We start from the raw sequence: 15250 nt of genomic DNA on the forward strand, positions 1-15250 counted from the left end.
TAAAACCAACTTCATAGGACTCGAATGGGCGCAAGGCGCAGGAAGCGAGAATTGCAAAGCTGGGGTATGACTGGCGCCTTAGCCGGACCAAGCTGAGGCCCTTCATTCACCGGCTAGCGGCCAACCTCAAACTTAACCCCACTTCGCTAAATGGTGTTTGGGCGTAGCGGAAAAAGTGAAAACGCTAGTAGGTATGGAAACCCTGACTACATAACGTGAACGTCAATAGAACATAGTGCGTACAGTTAATCTAAAATTAACCAGGATCCGCCAGGGTTGTTCTTGTCGAGCGGCACTAAACTTATCAAGCCAAACTCACTGAAGTCACTTGAAGAACCTTAGTATCCGTAACGAGTATTTGCTGCGCAAGCAGCAGGAGGTCCCAATGTCTAACCTTGAAGACCATGAAGACGAGCATGTCGCCATACACATGCAGGACGTGCAACGCTGGCTGACAAAGCTTCAGCAAGTGCCTGGGTTCATGCAGAGCGATCCCCTTGTGGAAATCTGCATCGACATCGTTTCCACAGTGGAAGTTGCTTCTGTTGTCGATAACCCACCAAACACCTGTGATGATCTTGCAGGCGGGAAGCAAAAGACAGCATTCCCAGAACCACAACTGGTTCAGTAACTACGCCAAATCTACTTGATAGAACTTGCGAGGCGTGAGGCTTGTCTGTCGCGCCTCGTTGGCGTTTGCCAACTTCCAATCAAGTTATGCATCAATTCCGGAAAATGGCAGAACCGCGCGGTTCGGAGGGAGACCTATATAAGCCTGCTCTCTGTACAAAGTAGAAACTTTTAACCGGTGCAGCACCCGGCTTTGTGGGCGCAAAGTTAGATTTCTCCTACGTCCAGGTTTGCATTGGGCAAAAAGCGGTACCTGGCTTCCGCTAGCGGCAATAAGACCCTGTGCAGTCTTACCTGCACCAAGTTCCAAAATCGCGCCATTGATGCGGCGCCTTTTGGCCGACCTACATCTCGGATTCGCCAAGCCAAATCGAGCAATTTGCCGCCCAGAAATCGGATCGAACAAAGGGTGAATATTTCAGGAATCTGAGAAAAATTTGTGAAACTCAACTGATTTCACACAATTTCTTGAACGCATCCGAACATGGAACATTGATTTTATTCAATAAAATCAATGTGGTGCGGGTGAAGGGACTTGAACCCCCACGCCTTGCGGCGCCAGAACCTAAATCTGGTGCGTCTACCAATTCCGCCACACCCGCATGGTCCGCGCGTCTTAGCAAAGCTTTTTGCGGGATGCGAGAGGTAAAGTGCATCCCAGCGCAATTTCTCGCACATCTGTCATCCGGCCAGCTGAATAGCCTGCACTTCCTGTTTGCGCGCCAATGGCCGCACAAGGCTGCCACACTCCCCGTTTGTCAGATCAGGAAACAGCGCTTCCAACTCTGCACGACTCTCTTTTGGCAAGCTCTTCAATGCCATAGGCCCCGCATACAGACTTTCGGACAACAGCCCGTCACTCTCGACAATTTCGTGCTGTTCAAACTGCAGGTGAATGTAAGTTACCTCGCCCGTCAGCGCCGCAACGCGCACGGTACGGTCATTCACCAAATGCGCCGCCGCGGCCAACACCTGAGACTCGCCACAGATCAACTCGGCCCGCCAGCCATCCAGCAACACGCGATGCTGCGGCGACACCGTCAAGTCCCGGCTCGGCCGCCCTTCTCCAAACGCATCTTTGCGGATCACCACAGGCCGGAATGATGGTTTTGCCTGCAACACCGCGCGGCCGAGCTTGACAGACCCCACCCAACGCACCGGCTGAAACCCGCGATCTAGTGTCTTGACCAGATCACCAACCGCAATGTCTTCCACCAGCTTGGCCCCGCCGCGCACCCGGATCATGGTGCCAGGCGTAAAACACGGCGGCGCTGCAATGTTGGATTGGTCCACCGCCGTGCCGCCGGTGGGGCCTTCTCGGGCCGAAATCACCGTCAACGGCACACCAACCGGAGGGAATTCGTCCACAAACGCCAAGCCCTCCACCGTGCCGTAGGCCGGAGAGGAATTGTTGAAGTTCACCGAGAGCACGCGATAGGTCTGCCCCGTGTTGGGGTCCAACAGGACAAACTCGTATTCCGCTTCGATCCGCGTATTGTTGCCGTAGGTGGTGCCGTCAAACGTTTGAGATCCCGCCAATCTTTGATTGCCGTCATTGTCGTCAAAGTTGGTGTCGCTGCCGCGATCGCGCACCGAGATTTGTTCCCAGGCATTGTCCGTCAACGTGATGGTTTCGCCCACAAGGTGGCTGCCATCACCCTGCGTGATCCCGTCCAGCGAAACGCCACTGGAGACAGAGACATGGGACTCGCCCAACGCCCAGAAAGAATAATTTGCCATGGAACAGACCTGCCCGACCTGCGTTTTTGTTGTTGCAATCAGGCTACGTCAAATTTGAAGCAAAGACCAGCAATCCAGCGCAAGTTACCGCCGCGCGTTGTCCAAAGAGCGCAACACCTGCGGCAGCATCTCCGGCAGGTCTTCCGCGATCAGCCCAGGCCCAAACGCCCGTGCGCACTCCACATGCAGCCACGCCCCCGTCTCCGCGGCCTGTTGTGGCGAAAGCCCACGTGCGAGCAGCCCAGTGATGAACCCTGCCAAAACATCTCCTGAACCCGCCGTTGCCAGCCATGGCGCCGCGCGCTCATAGACCGCCGCATTCACCGCACATTGTCCGTTTGGCGAAGCAATCACAGTATCCGGCCCCTTTAACAATACGACGCACCCTGCCCGCGCGGCAGCGTCTCGGGTGGCATCCACCTTGGAATAGGCCGGGCCGTTATTCGGTGGTTCCGCAAGTTTCGCCGCAATGTCCGGAAACAGACGCGCAAACTCGCCGCCATGCGGCGTTAACACTACGTTCTCATGCAAAAGATCAAAGAGCGCTGCAGGATCATCGGCATAGGCGCTCAGCGCATCCGCATCCAACACCGCTGCACGCTTGGAGGCCAACGCCACAGGTACCAATTCTCGCGCCCGTTCCAGCCCCATGCCCGGCCCCAGACACAGAGCGTTGAGGCGGTCATCCTGCAAGACATCCTCTAGTGCCTTAGCATCCGCGACCCGCTGCAACATCAATGCGGTGATCTGACAGGCGACTTCCTGTTGCGCGTTAGGTGGCACGCCCAGCGTGACAAGCCCCGCCCCAATGCGCAAAGCCCCCCGTGCCGCCAGCCGTGCGGCGCCGGTTTTGCCCGCCCCTCCGGAAAGAAGAAAGCCATGGCCATGATTGTACTTCTGCCACCTTTTGGACTTTAAAAGACCCCAGGACTTTGGCGGCTCTAGCCGTACGACGGAGCCGAAAACAAAGCTATTAGGGGCAGACAACGTACTCGGTTGAGCTTCGCCAAGTTGACCGCCTTCGCTCTTTGTCCCCAACCCAATGTCCGCAACCACCAAATTGCCGGAACCAGTTGAGCCGTCAGCCAAAACATGTCCCACCTTGGCTGAATGGAACGAAACAGTAAGGTTCGCGACAATGCAGTTATCCAACGGGTTTTCATCATTTGCGCCGTAGCCTAAGTAAGAGCCGCTGTCGGCACACAGACCACTTGGAATGTCCACCGATACAACTTTTGGCCTATCTTCTCTGCCTGAAGCCGCTGACCACCAATTCAATTCATCTTGCACTCGACCGAGGTCGTGAAAGGGGCGCGTGAGCCCCGTGCCAAAGATGGCATCAACAGCCAACACTGTGCCGGGATGACTTTCAGCATAACCTTCAATCTCAGTATCTGTGAGCGGTGCAACCTTACCGATTTCCAACCACCGCTCATAATTTACCCGCGCGTCCGGCGGCAGCTTCTCGGCATCCCCGTAAAGAAACACCTCCACATCCCACCCCTGCTCATGCAACAGCCGCGCCACGACAAAACCGTCACCGCCATTGTTCCCCGGCCCGCACAGCACGACAGCCCGCATTCTCATTCCAGAAATATCTCGGGGGTCTGGGGGCTGGCCCCCAGCCGCATTATCCAGAGCACCAAGCTCCGGCCACTCTTTAAAAATAGCCTCAACCACGCCCTGCCCGGCCCGCTCCATCAGCTCCAGACCAGTCACCTCGCCCGACTCAATTGCGGCCTGCTCGATGGCGCGCATTTGGGCAGCGGTTAACAATTCGCTCATTTGTGAAACATCCCGCGATTCATTTCAGCGCATTCCTGCGCCACATTGCCTAATTTTTAAGCACACCCCTAAAATCCGCCAACCAAGGGTGCCCTGCGTCACCCTATCCAATTGTGACCTCCCAATGAAAGTGGTCTGTCAGGTTTCAAGAACGCACCTGAGGAGGAGCCTCCACATGAAAAAGATCGAAGCCATCATCAAGCCGTTCAAACTTGATGAAGTCAAAGAAGCCCTGCAGGATTTTGGCATCCAGGGTCTGAGCGTTGTCGAAGTCAAAGGTTTCGGCCGTCAGAAAGGCCACACGGAGCTGTATCGCGGTGCGGAATACGTTGTGGACTTCTTGCCTAAAGTGAAAATCGAAGTTGTGCTTGAGGCCGATCAGGTTGACGGCGCGATTGAGGCTATCGTGGGCGCTGCCAAAACCGACAAAATCGGCGACGGCAAGATCTTTGTCTCCCCAGTGGAGCAAGCCATCCGCATCCGTACCGGTGAATCCGGCCCGGACGCGCTGTAAGTTTAACCAGAATTCAAAGCAATCAGAAGGACTAAGGGAATGAGCGCAGACGCAGTTCTCCAGCTGATCAAAGACGAAGATGCGGCCTATGTCGACATCCGTTTCACCGATACCCGCGGCAAGCTGCAGCACGTGACCGTGGACGTGGATCTCGTAGACGAAGACTTCCTCGAAGAAGGATTCATGTTTGACGGGTCCTCCATCGAAGGCTGGAAATCCATCGAAAACTCCGACATGAAACTGATCGCAGACACCACCTCTGCTTACGTTGATCCGTTCTATGCCGAAAAAACCATCTGTCTGCACTGCTCCATCGTTGAGCCAGACACCGGCGAAGCCTATGAGCGTGACCCACGCGGCACCGCCGAAAAAGCAGAAGCTTACCTGAAGTCCTCCGGCATCGGTGACGTGGCTTACATGGGTCCGGAAGCAGAATTCTTCCTGTTTGACGACGTTCGTTTCGAGAACAAAATCAACAAAGTGTCCTACGAAGTTGACGCAATCGACGGTTCCTGGAACACCGACACCGAATACGAAATGGGCAACATGGGCCACCGCCCTGGCGTCAAAGGCGGCTACTTCCCGGTGAACCCAACCGACGACAGCCATGACCTGCGCTCCGAGATGCTCTCCACCATGAAGCGTCTGGGCATGAAAACAGACAAGCACCACCACGAAGTGGCGTCCTGTCAGCACGAGCTGGGCCTGATCTTTGACACGCTCACCAAGCAGGCTGACGAGCTGCAGAAGTACAAGTACATCATTCACAACGTGGCCGCGTCTTACGGCAAATCCGCCACCTTCATGCCAAAGCCGATCTACGGCGACAACGGCACCGGCATGCACGTGAACATGTCCATCTGGAAAGACGGCAAGCCACTGTTTGCGGGCGACAAATATGCCGACCTGTCCGACGAAGCTCTGTACTTCATCGGCGGCATCCTGAAGCACGCGAAGACCCTGAACGCCTTCACCAACCCATCGACCAACTCCTACAAGCGTCTGATCCCGGGTTTTGAAGCACCAGTTCTGCGCGCTTACTCCGCACGCAACCGCTCCGGCTGTGTTCGTATTCCTTGGACCGAAAGCCCAAAAGCCAAGCGCGTTGAGGCTCGTTTCCCGGATCCATCCGCGAACCCATACCTCTGCTTCGCAGCCCTGCTGATGGCTGGCCTTGACGGCATCAAGAACAAGATCGATCCAGGCGAAGCCATGGACAAAAACCTCTACGATCTGCCTGCTGAAGAACTGGCTGGCATCCCAACCGTATGTGGCTCCCTGCGCGAAGCTCTGGAAAGCCTGGAAGCGGATCACGACTTCCTGCTGGCTGGCGACGTGTTCACCAAAGACCAGATCGAAGGCTACATCGAGCTGAAGATGGGCGAAGTTGAGCACTACGAACACACCCCACACCCAGTTGAGTTTGGCATGTACTACAGCTGCTAAATCCGGGTTGGATCACACACCAAAGGGCGCTCTCCGGAGCGCCCTTTTTTGTTTGTGGAACAAGCTTTGTGCGATCACCTGATGACGCAGTATAAAACGTACTCTAAGCCCCTTTCTTCAAAAAGCTTTTCGGGTTCCTGCCAAAACTCGCCAAAATAAGGGATATGCAGACTTCTTTTTTTGAGTAGGCTGCACAGGCGTGCTCGCGTCAATTTTCATCGTGATTGCGCAAAAACTGAAATCCATTTTGAACTCCAAACGGCCCGTATTTCCCGGCCTGTAAACCCCAACTGAAACGTACCAAAAACTTCATTTAGTCCGCGCCTGCTCCGTCATGCCCCCTTTCGTAGATATCCACGTTTGGCCCCCGTTTGAGCAGACACCTCAGCATAAGGATCACTGCCATGGCATTTCTCCTCATTGATAGCTACACAACTTTGCCGCAAGCCATGTTTGGCTCAGACACCATGACAATCACACAGGATGGGTTTCTTCAGACTCTCTCCGGCACCTCCATTTCCGTAACTCAAACAAATGGAGAGCTGGGGCAACTTCAAGTCTTGGGCACGGTGACCAACAACTCCTCATTCTATGGCGACATTCTGGAATTCGACGGCCAAAACTTCAATGTTTTCATCGGTCAAACTGGCACGTTGTCCAGTACGGGAAACAGTTCTTCCGCCTTCCAATTTGACATCACGGGATCCTCTCGGATTGTGAATCACGGCGTCATTTCCGTGACAGGTGCAGCGATAGACATCACACAAAGCGGCTCTTCCGCAATTCAGCACATCTACAACTCCGGGCAAATATTTGGTGCATCAGGCATGGATATCGCCCTCACGCGTTTTGCCTACATCCACAACACAGGCACCGTCCACGCGACCTATAGAGCGATTGATATTTCCACCTCCAGCTCCACGTTTTTGGACCTGACCAACTCGGGCGAAATCTACTCAAAGGGTGATGGCCTTTATTTTTCGTCCACCTCCACGAGCGCTCCCGATGTAGACATCCTGAATTCCGGCACAATTTCCGCACACGGAATGGCTCTCCGCTTTGGGGGGGACGACAACCGGGTAAAGCTCCTCAACTCCGGCGAAATTTTTGGGGACTGGTATGCAATTTATAGCCCGGGTTCCAACAGTCATCAGATTGAAAACGCAGGCAACATCCACGGGACAGTCACTCTTGGCACTGGAAATGACACACTGGTCAACTCCGGACTAATTCAGGGGAGCGTTTCGATGGGCGCCGGCAATGACGTTGTCGACTTGCGACACGGCACAGTCACTGGAACCGTATACGGAGGCTCCGGGAATGACACCTACTATATTGACCAGCAAGGCGTACGGATAGTTGAGTTCTCGTCTGTTGGGACCGATGTGGTTCGGAGTTTGGTCAACCACACGCTTCAGCGCAATTTCGAACACCTCGTTTTGGACGGTGCCGATGACATCAACGGCTTTGGCAACGAGCTTGGCAACCAGCTGAACGGCAACGACGGCAACAACCGCATTGGCGGCCGTGGCGGCAACGACACCCTTTACGGCGGCGGCGGGGCAGACACGCTTATGGGGGGCACCGGCAACGACAGCGTGAACGGCGACGACGGCAATGACCGCATCTCGCTGGGCACCGGCAATGATGAAGGCATCGGCGGCAATGGCGACGATGTTGTGCAAGGCAGTTTGGGCAACGACCTTGTCACTGGCGGCAATGGCGCAGACACGTTGCTGGGCAATCAAGGCGCCGACACATTGCAAGGCGGCAACGGCGACGATCTGCTGATTGGCGGCACCGGTCAGGACATGATGGCTGGCGGCAACGGCGGAGACGTCTTCCTGTTCCGCTTGCAAGGAGACAGCAGGATTGGCAGCCACGACCGGATCTTCGACTTTGACGTCACCGAAGACCGACTGGACCTTTCGCCCCTCGGTATCCAGGACATCAACTTGCTGAGCACATTTTCTTATGGCGGTGCGCCCAGTGTCCGCACCACCGAAATCGGCAGCAGCACGCAGATCTTCATTGATCTCGACGGACTGGGCGGTGCCGACATGCGCATCGATCTCAGCGGCACAACCGGCCTCGGGGTCGAAGACTTTATCTTTTAAATCTGACAAGTCTCGCTCCGCCCTGTCATGGGCGGGGCCTGTTCGCCTTCGTGGGGCGTGCTGGCCCGCGAACGCCACCCGTCATTCAATCAATCAAAGCTTGTAGCCCCCTTGTCAAAGACGCGGCGCCCACTTTGAGAGACATCTCAGAATTGAAAAGGTGAATTTGATTTGTGATAAAGTCAAAATAGATTCTCTCAAGTTGCATTATTTACGCTGACACTCACACAAAAACCACCGCCCACAGGGCTCGCTTTCTCCAGCCCAATTCAATTTTTTCAGATAGTCGCCACTCCAATTCACCCGACCATCGGATGGCAAAATTGTACGTCGCCGCCCGACACCACCCAAAATTGACAGGAACCACCTATGCCTTACGCAGTTATTGACGCTTACGACATCAGCTCTCACACGCTTTCAGACAACGAAGATGTTGTTGTTACCCAAAATGGCTTTATCAACTCCTATTCCGGCACCACCATCACGGCAACAAACACCTTTGGCACGGGCAATCTTTCCGTGTTCGGGACGATCCTAAACCACGGCAACAACACCGGCCGCATTCTCAATTTTTCCGGCGACGAGTTTAATGTCTTTGTGGGGGAAACCGGGACCTTGGCCGCTGTTGGGACAAATGGCATCGGCCTGGCCCTAAACGTTGAAGAAACCTCCAACATCACAAATCACGGGACAATCTCAGCCGACGGAAATGCTCTGTCTCTGTCACAAGGCAGTGGCGCCTCCCAATTTGTGGTGAACACAGGTACCATTACCGGGGACATCGGGATTTTTCAATCCGTGCATGGCGGCGCCTATACACGGAACGACGGCTTGATCAACGCAACGAGTAATGCATTCCGCATAATTGCCGAAACCGGATCACTGACACAAATCGCCAATACCGGCACTATCCAATCCACATCTCAAGCGATTTACTTTGACGCATTTGCAAACGCACACGTCCATTTTCACTTAATGAACACCGGCACCATTGCGGCCGAGAACAGAGGCATTCAACTGTCAGGCACTCAATACACTGGTTCAATCATCAACGCTGGCAGGATCGTCACCCAGGGGTTCGCAATTTGGGGCGAAGGTGGCAGAGACGTTATCGAGAACTCCGGTGAAATTGTCGGGGACCTCACACTTGGGGGTGGCGATGACAAAATCACAAATACCGGCCTGATCCAGGGCAACATATTTATGGGCGACGGCCATGACCGCGTGGACACGCGCGGCGGCACAATCACAGGATTGGTAAGCGGCGGAACAGGCAACGATGTCTATATCATTGATAGCCCCATGCCCTACCTGTCTGAAGGCCTGAATGGCGGCACCGATTATGTCTACAGTCTGGCAAGCAGCCATGTGTTGACTGCGAACTTTGAAAACCTGACGCTTCTCGACAGCGACGACATCAACGGGTTTGGCAACAGCATGGCCAATACGCTCACCGGCAACGACGGCAACAACCGGATTGGCGGCCGTGGTGGCAACGACACCATCGCTGGCGGCGGCGGCGCGGACACGCTTTTGGGCGGCACCGGCAACGACAGCGTGAACGGCGAAGACGGCAACGACCGCATTTCTCTGGGCATCGGCAATGACGAAGGCAACGGCGGCAACGGCGATGATTTTGTACAGGGTATGTGGGGCAACGATTTGGTGACTGGCGGCAATGGCGCGGACACTTTATTGGGCAATCAGGGCAATGACAGTCTGCGCGGCGGCAACGGCGACGACTTGCTGATTGGCGGCAACGGTCAGGACATGATGGCCGGCGGCGCCGGTGCCGATGTCTTCTTGTTCCGCTCGCAAGGCGACAGCAAGATTGGCAGCCATGACCGGATCTACGATTTTGACGTCACCGAAGACCGGCTGGACCTCTCGCCCCTCGGCATCCAGGACGTCAACCTGCTCAGCACATTTTCTCACGGCGGTGCGCCCAGTGTCCGCACCACCGAAGTCGGGGGCAGCACGCAAATCTTCATTGATCTCGACGGGCTGGGCGGTGCCGACATGCGCATCGACCTCAGCGGCACAACCGGCCTCGGAGTGGAAGATTTCATCCTGTAAAACGAAACAATTGGCGCTCCGCCCTTCCGAGGTCGGAGCGCCTTGCTTTGCCCCCCGGCCTCTGCTGCACACGCCGCACTTGTTGCCAGAATTGGCTCTTGTGACAAGCAAAACACCATTTTACCTACAATTGGGGATATTCAATGCCTCTCGACGTCACAACACTCAAAAGTTGTAGACAAGTAGATTCGGCCAAGTTGTATGTTTTGCTCCACTGAAGGGCCAAAAGCTCCAACACAGTTCAAGAGCAGCCCCGTTCCACTCCGCGGCGGTAAAATCCGCCTGTCGCACACAATCCAAACACCTTTCACCGCGCGCAATTGATAGCGGCGCCCCTTCGCATTTCAAAACCAAACCTTTGTCAAACGCATATAAAAGGAGCCAGCCATGACTTCCGTCATCGTTTACGATTATGCCACTTTCTCCCCTAGCCTCACGGGAAGCGAATTCCTCACCGTCACGCAGAGTGGCTTTCTCCAGACTTCGACAGGCACCAGCGTTACCGCAACAAATTCCGGCTCTGAAATTGGCAGCATGTCTGTCTACGGGGTGATCAACAACGTGGCAATTGGCAACGCCCGTATCCTTGACTTCGACGGCGCAGAATTCAACGTGCTAATCGGGGCTTCAGGATCGGTCTCCTCTACAGGGTCGAACAATTCACACGGCTTGATGATGGACGTCTCGGATCGCTCAATGATCATCAACCACGGCAGCATATCAGCCACGTGGTATGGCATTCATGTGAATCAGACATCTGCAAACGCAGTCCTAAACCTCACAAATACAGGCACAATCTCCGCTCAGCACGCTGTGTCTCTGGACATTGACGGCATTGCCAACATCAGAAACAGCGGACACATTGATGCAGGCAGCATGGGGGTCTACATTCGCGCCCGCGAAACATCCTTCACCGAGTTCTTGAACTCGGGGACGGTGACATCATCCGCCACAGCCATCTACTCCTATTCCGCCAATGAAACGAGTGTTGAATTTGACCTGCAAAACACGGGCACAATTGCGGGTAACGGATATGGAGTTGCAGTCAGCGGAAGCAACACAACCGCGAAAATTCTAAACGCCGGAACGATCTCTGCAGGCAGTTCCGCCATCTATTCACTGAACAGCGAAATGGACATCGTCAACACAGGCGACATTATTGGGGATGTCACGCTCAACGTCGCCAATGACAGGATCGTCAATTCCGGGCTGATACAGGGGGAAGTCTACTTGGGCGCTGGCGACGACGTCCTGGACACACGCGGAGGCACCATCACCAACACCATCTTTGGTGAATCAGGCAATGATGTCTTTTTCATCGACCAGAGCACCGTGAATATTTTTGAGTACCTCAACGACGGCACCGACCTCGTCTATAGTGCCGCCAGCAGCTACACGCTTGCTCCGAACATTGAAAATCTGGTTTTGCTTGGCAGCGATGACATCAACGGATTTGGCAACAGTCTCGGCAATGAATTGTTCGGCAACGACGGCAACAACCGGCTTGGCGGTCGCGGTGGCAACGACACCATCGCCGGCGGCGGCGGGGCAGACACGCTTATGGGTGGCACCGGCAACGACAGCGTGAACGGCGACGACGGCAATGACCGCATCTCGCTGGGCACCGGCAATGATGAAGGCATCGGCGGCAATGGCGACGATGTTGTGCAAGGCAGTTTGGGCAACGACCTTGTTACTGGCGGCAATGGCGCAGACACGTTGCTGGGCAATCAAGGCGCCGACACATTGCAAGGCGGCAACGGCGACGATCTGCTGATTGGCGGCACCGGTCAGGACATGATGGCTGGCGGCAACGGCGGAGACGTCTTCCTGTTCCGCTTGCAAGGAGACAGCAAGATTGGCAGCCACGACCGGATCTTCGATTTTGACGTCACTGAAGACCGGCTGGACCTCTCGCCCCTCGGCATCCAGGACATCAACCTGCTGAGCACCTTTTCTTATGGCGGTGCGCCCAGTGTCCGCACCACCGAAATCGGCAGCAGCACGCAGATCTTCATTGATCTCGACGGACTGGGCGGTGCCGACATGCGCATCGACCTCAGCGGCACAACCGGCCTCGGAGTGGAAGATTTCATCCTGTAAAACAAAACAATTGGCGCTGGCTCTGCAAAGGCCAGCGCCTCATCGTCAAAAGGCGCCTAGCGGACGCCCTCCCGCCCCTTATCTACCCGATAGTAGGCCCACAACAGCCGCGCCGCCACGGATCGCCAGGGTGACCAATCTTCCGCCATCTGGCGCAAAGCGCGCTCTTTGGGGCGCTCGTCCAGATCAAACAGCATCCGTGCGCTTTCCTGCAGCGCCAGATCACCCGGCGCGAACACATCGGCCCGTCCCAGCGAAAACATCGCGTAGATTTCCGCCGTCCAGATCCCGATGCCACTGACCTTGGTCAGGGTCTTGAACACTTCCTCATTGGGGGCCGTTCTCAAAGCCTCAAAATCAATGCCTTCCTCCGCCAAAGCTCGCGCATAGCGCATTTTTTGCCGGCTGAGCCCTGCCCCGCGCAAATCCTCCTCGGACGCCGCCACAATAGCCTCCGGCGACACCAGCCTCGCGTTTTGCATCCGCTGCCAGATCGCCGCAGCCGAGGCCACACTCACCTGTTGGCTGACAATCGCACTGAGCAACTGGTCGAACCCGTCAGGACGCAGCCGCAACGGCAAGGGGCCGGTCAGCTCCAAAGCCTGCGCAAAACGCGCATCTCGCGCCGCAAGCCAATCTGCGCCCTCCGCCACACAGTCGTCTGTTTTGATGATCCGCCCTACGTCCACACGCGCCTCCCTGATTGCCGCCACCATAGTCGCGCGATGGTGAGGTTCCAAGCACTGGACCTCCGCTCGTTAACAAGCTAACGCTTGGCGCATGAGTGATACCATGACCCTCCCCGCTGATGACAACCGCGCCAAGCGCAACGTGTTTATTCTGGTTCTGGCGCAGGCATTCCTGGGCTCGCAGATGCCATTGATCTTCACCATCGGCGGCCTCGCAGGGCAATCTCTGGCCTCCAATGTGTGTTTCGCCACACTGCCAATTTCCCTGATCGTATTGGGCTCAATGCTGTCGGCAACACCACTGTCGTCGATCATGCAGAAATACGGCCGTCGCGCAGGCTTTGTGGTTGGTGCCATGGGCGGCGCTCTGGGCGGCGCAATTGGCGCTTATGGTCTCTTTCTCAACAGCTTCCCGGTCTTCCTGTTTGGCTCGCTCCTGACCGGTGTCTACATGTCCGCGCAAGGCTTCTTCCGCTTTGCTGCCGCCGACACGGCCTCCGAGGCGTTCCGCCCCAAAGCGATCTCTTACGTTATGGCTGGCGGCCTGCTTTCCGCGATCATCGGCCCACAGCTTGTAAAAGTTACCTCCGACACAATGGTGGTTCCGTTTCTGGGTGCGTACCTTGCCGTGATTGGTATCAACGTGATCGGCTCCTTGCTGTTCCTGTTCATCGACATTCCCAAGCCCCCTGCGCCCTCAGCAGACGCCCCCAAAGGCCGAACCCGTTGGGAGTTGATCACCAGCCCGCGCATCGCTGTGTCGGTGATCTGCGCCATGGTGGCTTACGCTTTGATGAACCTGGTGATGACCTCCACCCCATTGGCGGTTGTCGGCTGTGGCTTTGAACAGAATGACGCTGCCGATGTGGTCACCGCCCACGTGCTGGCCATGTTTGTTCCGTCCTTCTTCACCGGCCACCTGATCGCCAAATTTGGCGTTGAGAAGATCCTCGCGTTGGGAATCTTGATCCTCGCAGCTGCTGGCGGTGTGGCTCTGCAAGGCGTCGAGCTGGAGAACTTCTTCGTCGCCCTGATCCTGCTGGGCCTTGGCTGGAACTTCGGCTTCATCGGCGCCACCACCATGCTTGCCGGTGCCCACACCGTCGAAGAACGCGGTCGCATGCAAGGCATGAACGACGTGATCGTGTTTGGTGGTGTGACTGTGGCCTCACTGGCCTCTGGTGGTCTGATGAACTGCTCTGGCGGCGATGCGGTAACCGGTTGGACCAGCGTGAACCTCGCCATGGCGCCGTTCCTGATGCTGGCCGGTGGCGCACTCATCTGGCTGATGTTCCGCCCTGCTGACGAAAAAGCCGCCTAAGCAAACTGACGGGCGTTTACCAGCGCCCGCTCATGCCGCGCCACAGCAAGCCAACACGCTTGCCAAACTCACTCATGCCAAGCGCGCCTTGCGCCACGCGCTCTGGCTCCGCTGCCGCTTGAGACAACACCGTGTCCACCTGCCAGCAGCTCAGGAAGGCCTGCGACGCCGCCCGTGACACCTGTGATCGTTTGGCCCGCGCCGAGGCAAGCCGCGCCAATCCATACTGCGCCAACTCCCGCACAGCCGCCGGTCGCCCATCAACCAACGGCACCCGTTTCTGTGCCTCTAGCGCCGGGATCGCCATCAACCAATTCGCCAGCGCCAGCGCATAGCCCGCATCCAGGGCAATATCTTCGTCGCACGGCCCAAGACTACGCGCCGCCGCCAGAAGCAGCGCTCCGCCGGTGTCCTGCAAATACCGCGTCTGATGCGCCAGGTCCTCAAACGGATCTTTGTAAATGTCCCACCGCCGCGCCTCGATCAGACGGTCCAGAACCTCTGCATCCTCAACGCTCAATACACCCGCCAAAGGCGTTACGACTTCATGCCGCCGCACAGGCTTGCCTTCGCGGATTTCATCCAGCGCATCGCGCCACCATTGCAGGCGCATCTCGGCAATCATGGTTTCCTGCGTCACCCAGGGCGCCCGCGCCACTTCGACGTTAAACGCATAAATCGGCAGCAGCTTGTCCCGCGCCGCAGGTTTCGCCGCCAGCACGGCGGCAAACCGATCCGGATCACCACGCTGCACCAACTCGGCACAGGCATTCAGGTCTTGCTGGCTCACGTCTCGCCCTCAAAGTTACGTTTCACGAACTACGGTTCA

At 56.3% G+C, this 15250-nt stretch carries 11 protein-coding genes and 1 tRNA gene; 7 read left to right on the plus strand and 5 right to left on the minus strand.

Going from position 1 to position 15250, the window contains the following annotated elements:
- Window positions 1-385 precede the first annotated feature (385 nt).
- Window positions 386-631, plus strand: a complete 246-nt coding sequence (locus tag SIB92_RS06045; RefSeq protein ID WP_412554953.1) for a hypothetical protein — start codon at window positions 386-388, stop codon at window positions 629-631.
- Between the two features lie 516 nt (window positions 632-1147).
- On the opposite strand, the gene SIB92_RS06050 is transcribed toward SIB92_RS06045, so the two are convergent.
- The 3 genes from SIB92_RS06050 to SIB92_RS06060 all read right to left on the minus strand — a co-directional run bounded on the left by SIB92_RS06050 (window position 1148) and on the right by SIB92_RS06060 (window position 4155).
- Window positions 1148-1232, minus strand: a tRNA-Leu gene (locus SIB92_RS06050).
- A 79-nt stretch (window positions 1233-1311) separates the two neighbouring features.
- Window positions 1312-2370 (minus strand): Hint domain-containing protein, encoded by a 1059-nt coding sequence (locus SIB92_RS06055; RefSeq protein ID WP_412554954.1) that lies wholly within the window; start codon window positions 2368-2370, stop codon window positions 1312-1314.
- An 84-nt stretch (window positions 2371-2454) separates the two neighbouring features.
- On the minus strand, window positions 2455-4155 hold the full coding sequence (locus SIB92_RS06060) for an NAD(P)H-hydrate dehydratase (RefSeq protein ID WP_412554955.1): 1701 nt from the start codon (window positions 4153-4155) through the stop codon (window positions 2455-2457).
- Between the two features lie 175 nt (window positions 4156-4330).
- On the opposite strand from SIB92_RS06060, the gene SIB92_RS06065 reads away from it, so the two are divergent.
- The 5 genes from SIB92_RS06065 to SIB92_RS06085 all read left to right on the plus strand — a co-directional run bounded on the left by SIB92_RS06065 (window position 4331) and on the right by SIB92_RS06085 (window position 12411).
- Window positions 4331-4669 (plus strand): P-II family nitrogen regulator, encoded by a 339-nt coding sequence (locus tag SIB92_RS06065; protein ID WP_164642114.1) that lies wholly within the window; start codon window positions 4331-4333, stop codon window positions 4667-4669.
- A gap of 39 nt (window positions 4670-4708) precedes the next feature.
- Window positions 4709-6115 carry a type I glutamate--ammonia ligase gene (gene glnA, locus SIB92_RS06070; RefSeq protein WP_412554956.1) on the plus strand — a complete coding sequence of 469 codons (1407 nt, stop codon included), beginning with the start codon at window positions 4709-4711 and terminating at the stop codon, window positions 6113-6115.
- A gap of 404 nt (window positions 6116-6519) precedes the next feature.
- Window positions 6520-8232 (plus strand): calcium-binding protein, encoded by a 1713-nt coding sequence (locus SIB92_RS06075; protein ID WP_412554957.1) that lies wholly within the window; start codon window positions 6520-6522, stop codon window positions 8230-8232.
- Window positions 8233-8601: 369 nt separating this feature from the next.
- Complete coding sequence (locus SIB92_RS06080) at window positions 8602-10308, plus strand: M10 family metallopeptidase C-terminal domain-containing protein (protein ID WP_412554958.1); 1707 nt, start codon at window positions 8602-8604, stop codon at window positions 10306-10308.
- Window positions 10309-10695: 387 nt separating this feature from the next.
- A complete protein-coding gene (locus tag SIB92_RS06085) occupies window positions 10696-12411 on the plus strand; it encodes a calcium-binding protein (protein WP_412554959.1) in 1716 nt (571 codons plus the stop codon).
- Between the two features lie 56 nt (window positions 12412-12467).
- Here the strand turns inward: SIB92_RS06085 and SIB92_RS06090 are convergent, their stop codons facing one another.
- Window positions 12468-13127, minus strand: coding sequence for a DNA-3-methyladenine glycosylase family protein (locus tag SIB92_RS06090; RefSeq protein ID WP_412554960.1), 660 nt, complete (start codon window positions 13125-13127; stop codon window positions 12468-12470).
- A gap of 64 nt (window positions 13128-13191) precedes the next feature.
- Between SIB92_RS06090 and SIB92_RS06095 the strand changes: the two genes are divergently transcribed.
- Window positions 13192-14421 (plus strand): MFS transporter, encoded by a 1230-nt coding sequence (locus SIB92_RS06095; RefSeq protein ID WP_412554961.1) that lies wholly within the window; start codon window positions 13192-13194, stop codon window positions 14419-14421.
- Window positions 14422-14437: 16 nt separating this feature from the next.
- Here SIB92_RS06095 and SIB92_RS06100 read toward each other — a convergent pair whose 3' ends face one another.
- Complete coding sequence (locus tag SIB92_RS06100) at window positions 14438-15211, minus strand: squalene/phytoene synthase family protein (protein ID WP_412554962.1); 774 nt, start codon at window positions 15209-15211, stop codon at window positions 14438-14440.
- Window positions 15212-15250 lie beyond the last annotated feature (39 nt).

The sequence above is a fragment of the Shimia sp. MIT1388 genome (assembly GCF_047124445.1).
GTDB lineage: Bacteria > Pseudomonadota > Alphaproteobacteria > Rhodobacterales > Rhodobacteraceae > Shimia.

What these genes read in the sequence shown, in the direction of transcription:
- SIB92_RS06060 (WP_412554955.1), bottom strand. Translation starts at nt 4,155, where the DNA reads ATGAGCGAATTGTTAACCGCTGCCCAAATGCGCGCCATCGAGCAGGCC.
- SIB92_RS06085 (WP_412554959.1), top strand. Translation starts at nt 10,696, where the DNA reads ATGACTTCCGTCATCGTTTACGATTATGCCACTTTCTCCCCTAGCCTC.
- SIB92_RS06075 (WP_412554957.1), top strand. Translation starts at nt 6,520, where the DNA reads ATGGCATTTCTCCTCATTGATAGCTACACAACTTTGCCGCAAGCCATG.
- SIB92_RS06095 (WP_412554961.1), top strand. Translation starts at nt 13,192, where the DNA reads ATGAGTGATACCATGACCCTCCCCGCTGATGACAACCGCGCCAAGCGC.
- SIB92_RS06065 (WP_164642114.1), top strand. Translation starts at nt 4,331, where the DNA reads ATGAAAAAGATCGAAGCCATCATCAAGCCGTTCAAACTTGATGAAGTC.
- SIB92_RS06080 (WP_412554958.1), top strand. Translation starts at nt 8,602, where the DNA reads ATGCCTTACGCAGTTATTGACGCTTACGACATCAGCTCTCACACGCTT.
- glnA (WP_412554956.1), top strand. Translation starts at nt 4,709, where the DNA reads ATGAGCGCAGACGCAGTTCTCCAGCTGATCAAAGACGAAGATGCGGCC.
- SIB92_RS06045 (WP_412554953.1), top strand. Translation starts at nt 386, where the DNA reads ATGTCTAACCTTGAAGACCATGAAGACGAGCATGTCGCCATACACATG.
- SIB92_RS06055 (WP_412554954.1), bottom strand. Translation starts at nt 2,370, where the DNA reads ATGGCAAATTATTCTTTCTGGGCGTTGGGCGAGTCCCATGTCTCTGTC.
- SIB92_RS06090 (WP_412554960.1), bottom strand. Translation starts at nt 13,127, where the DNA reads ATGGTGGCGGCAATCAGGGAGGCGCGTGTGGACGTAGGGCGGATCATC.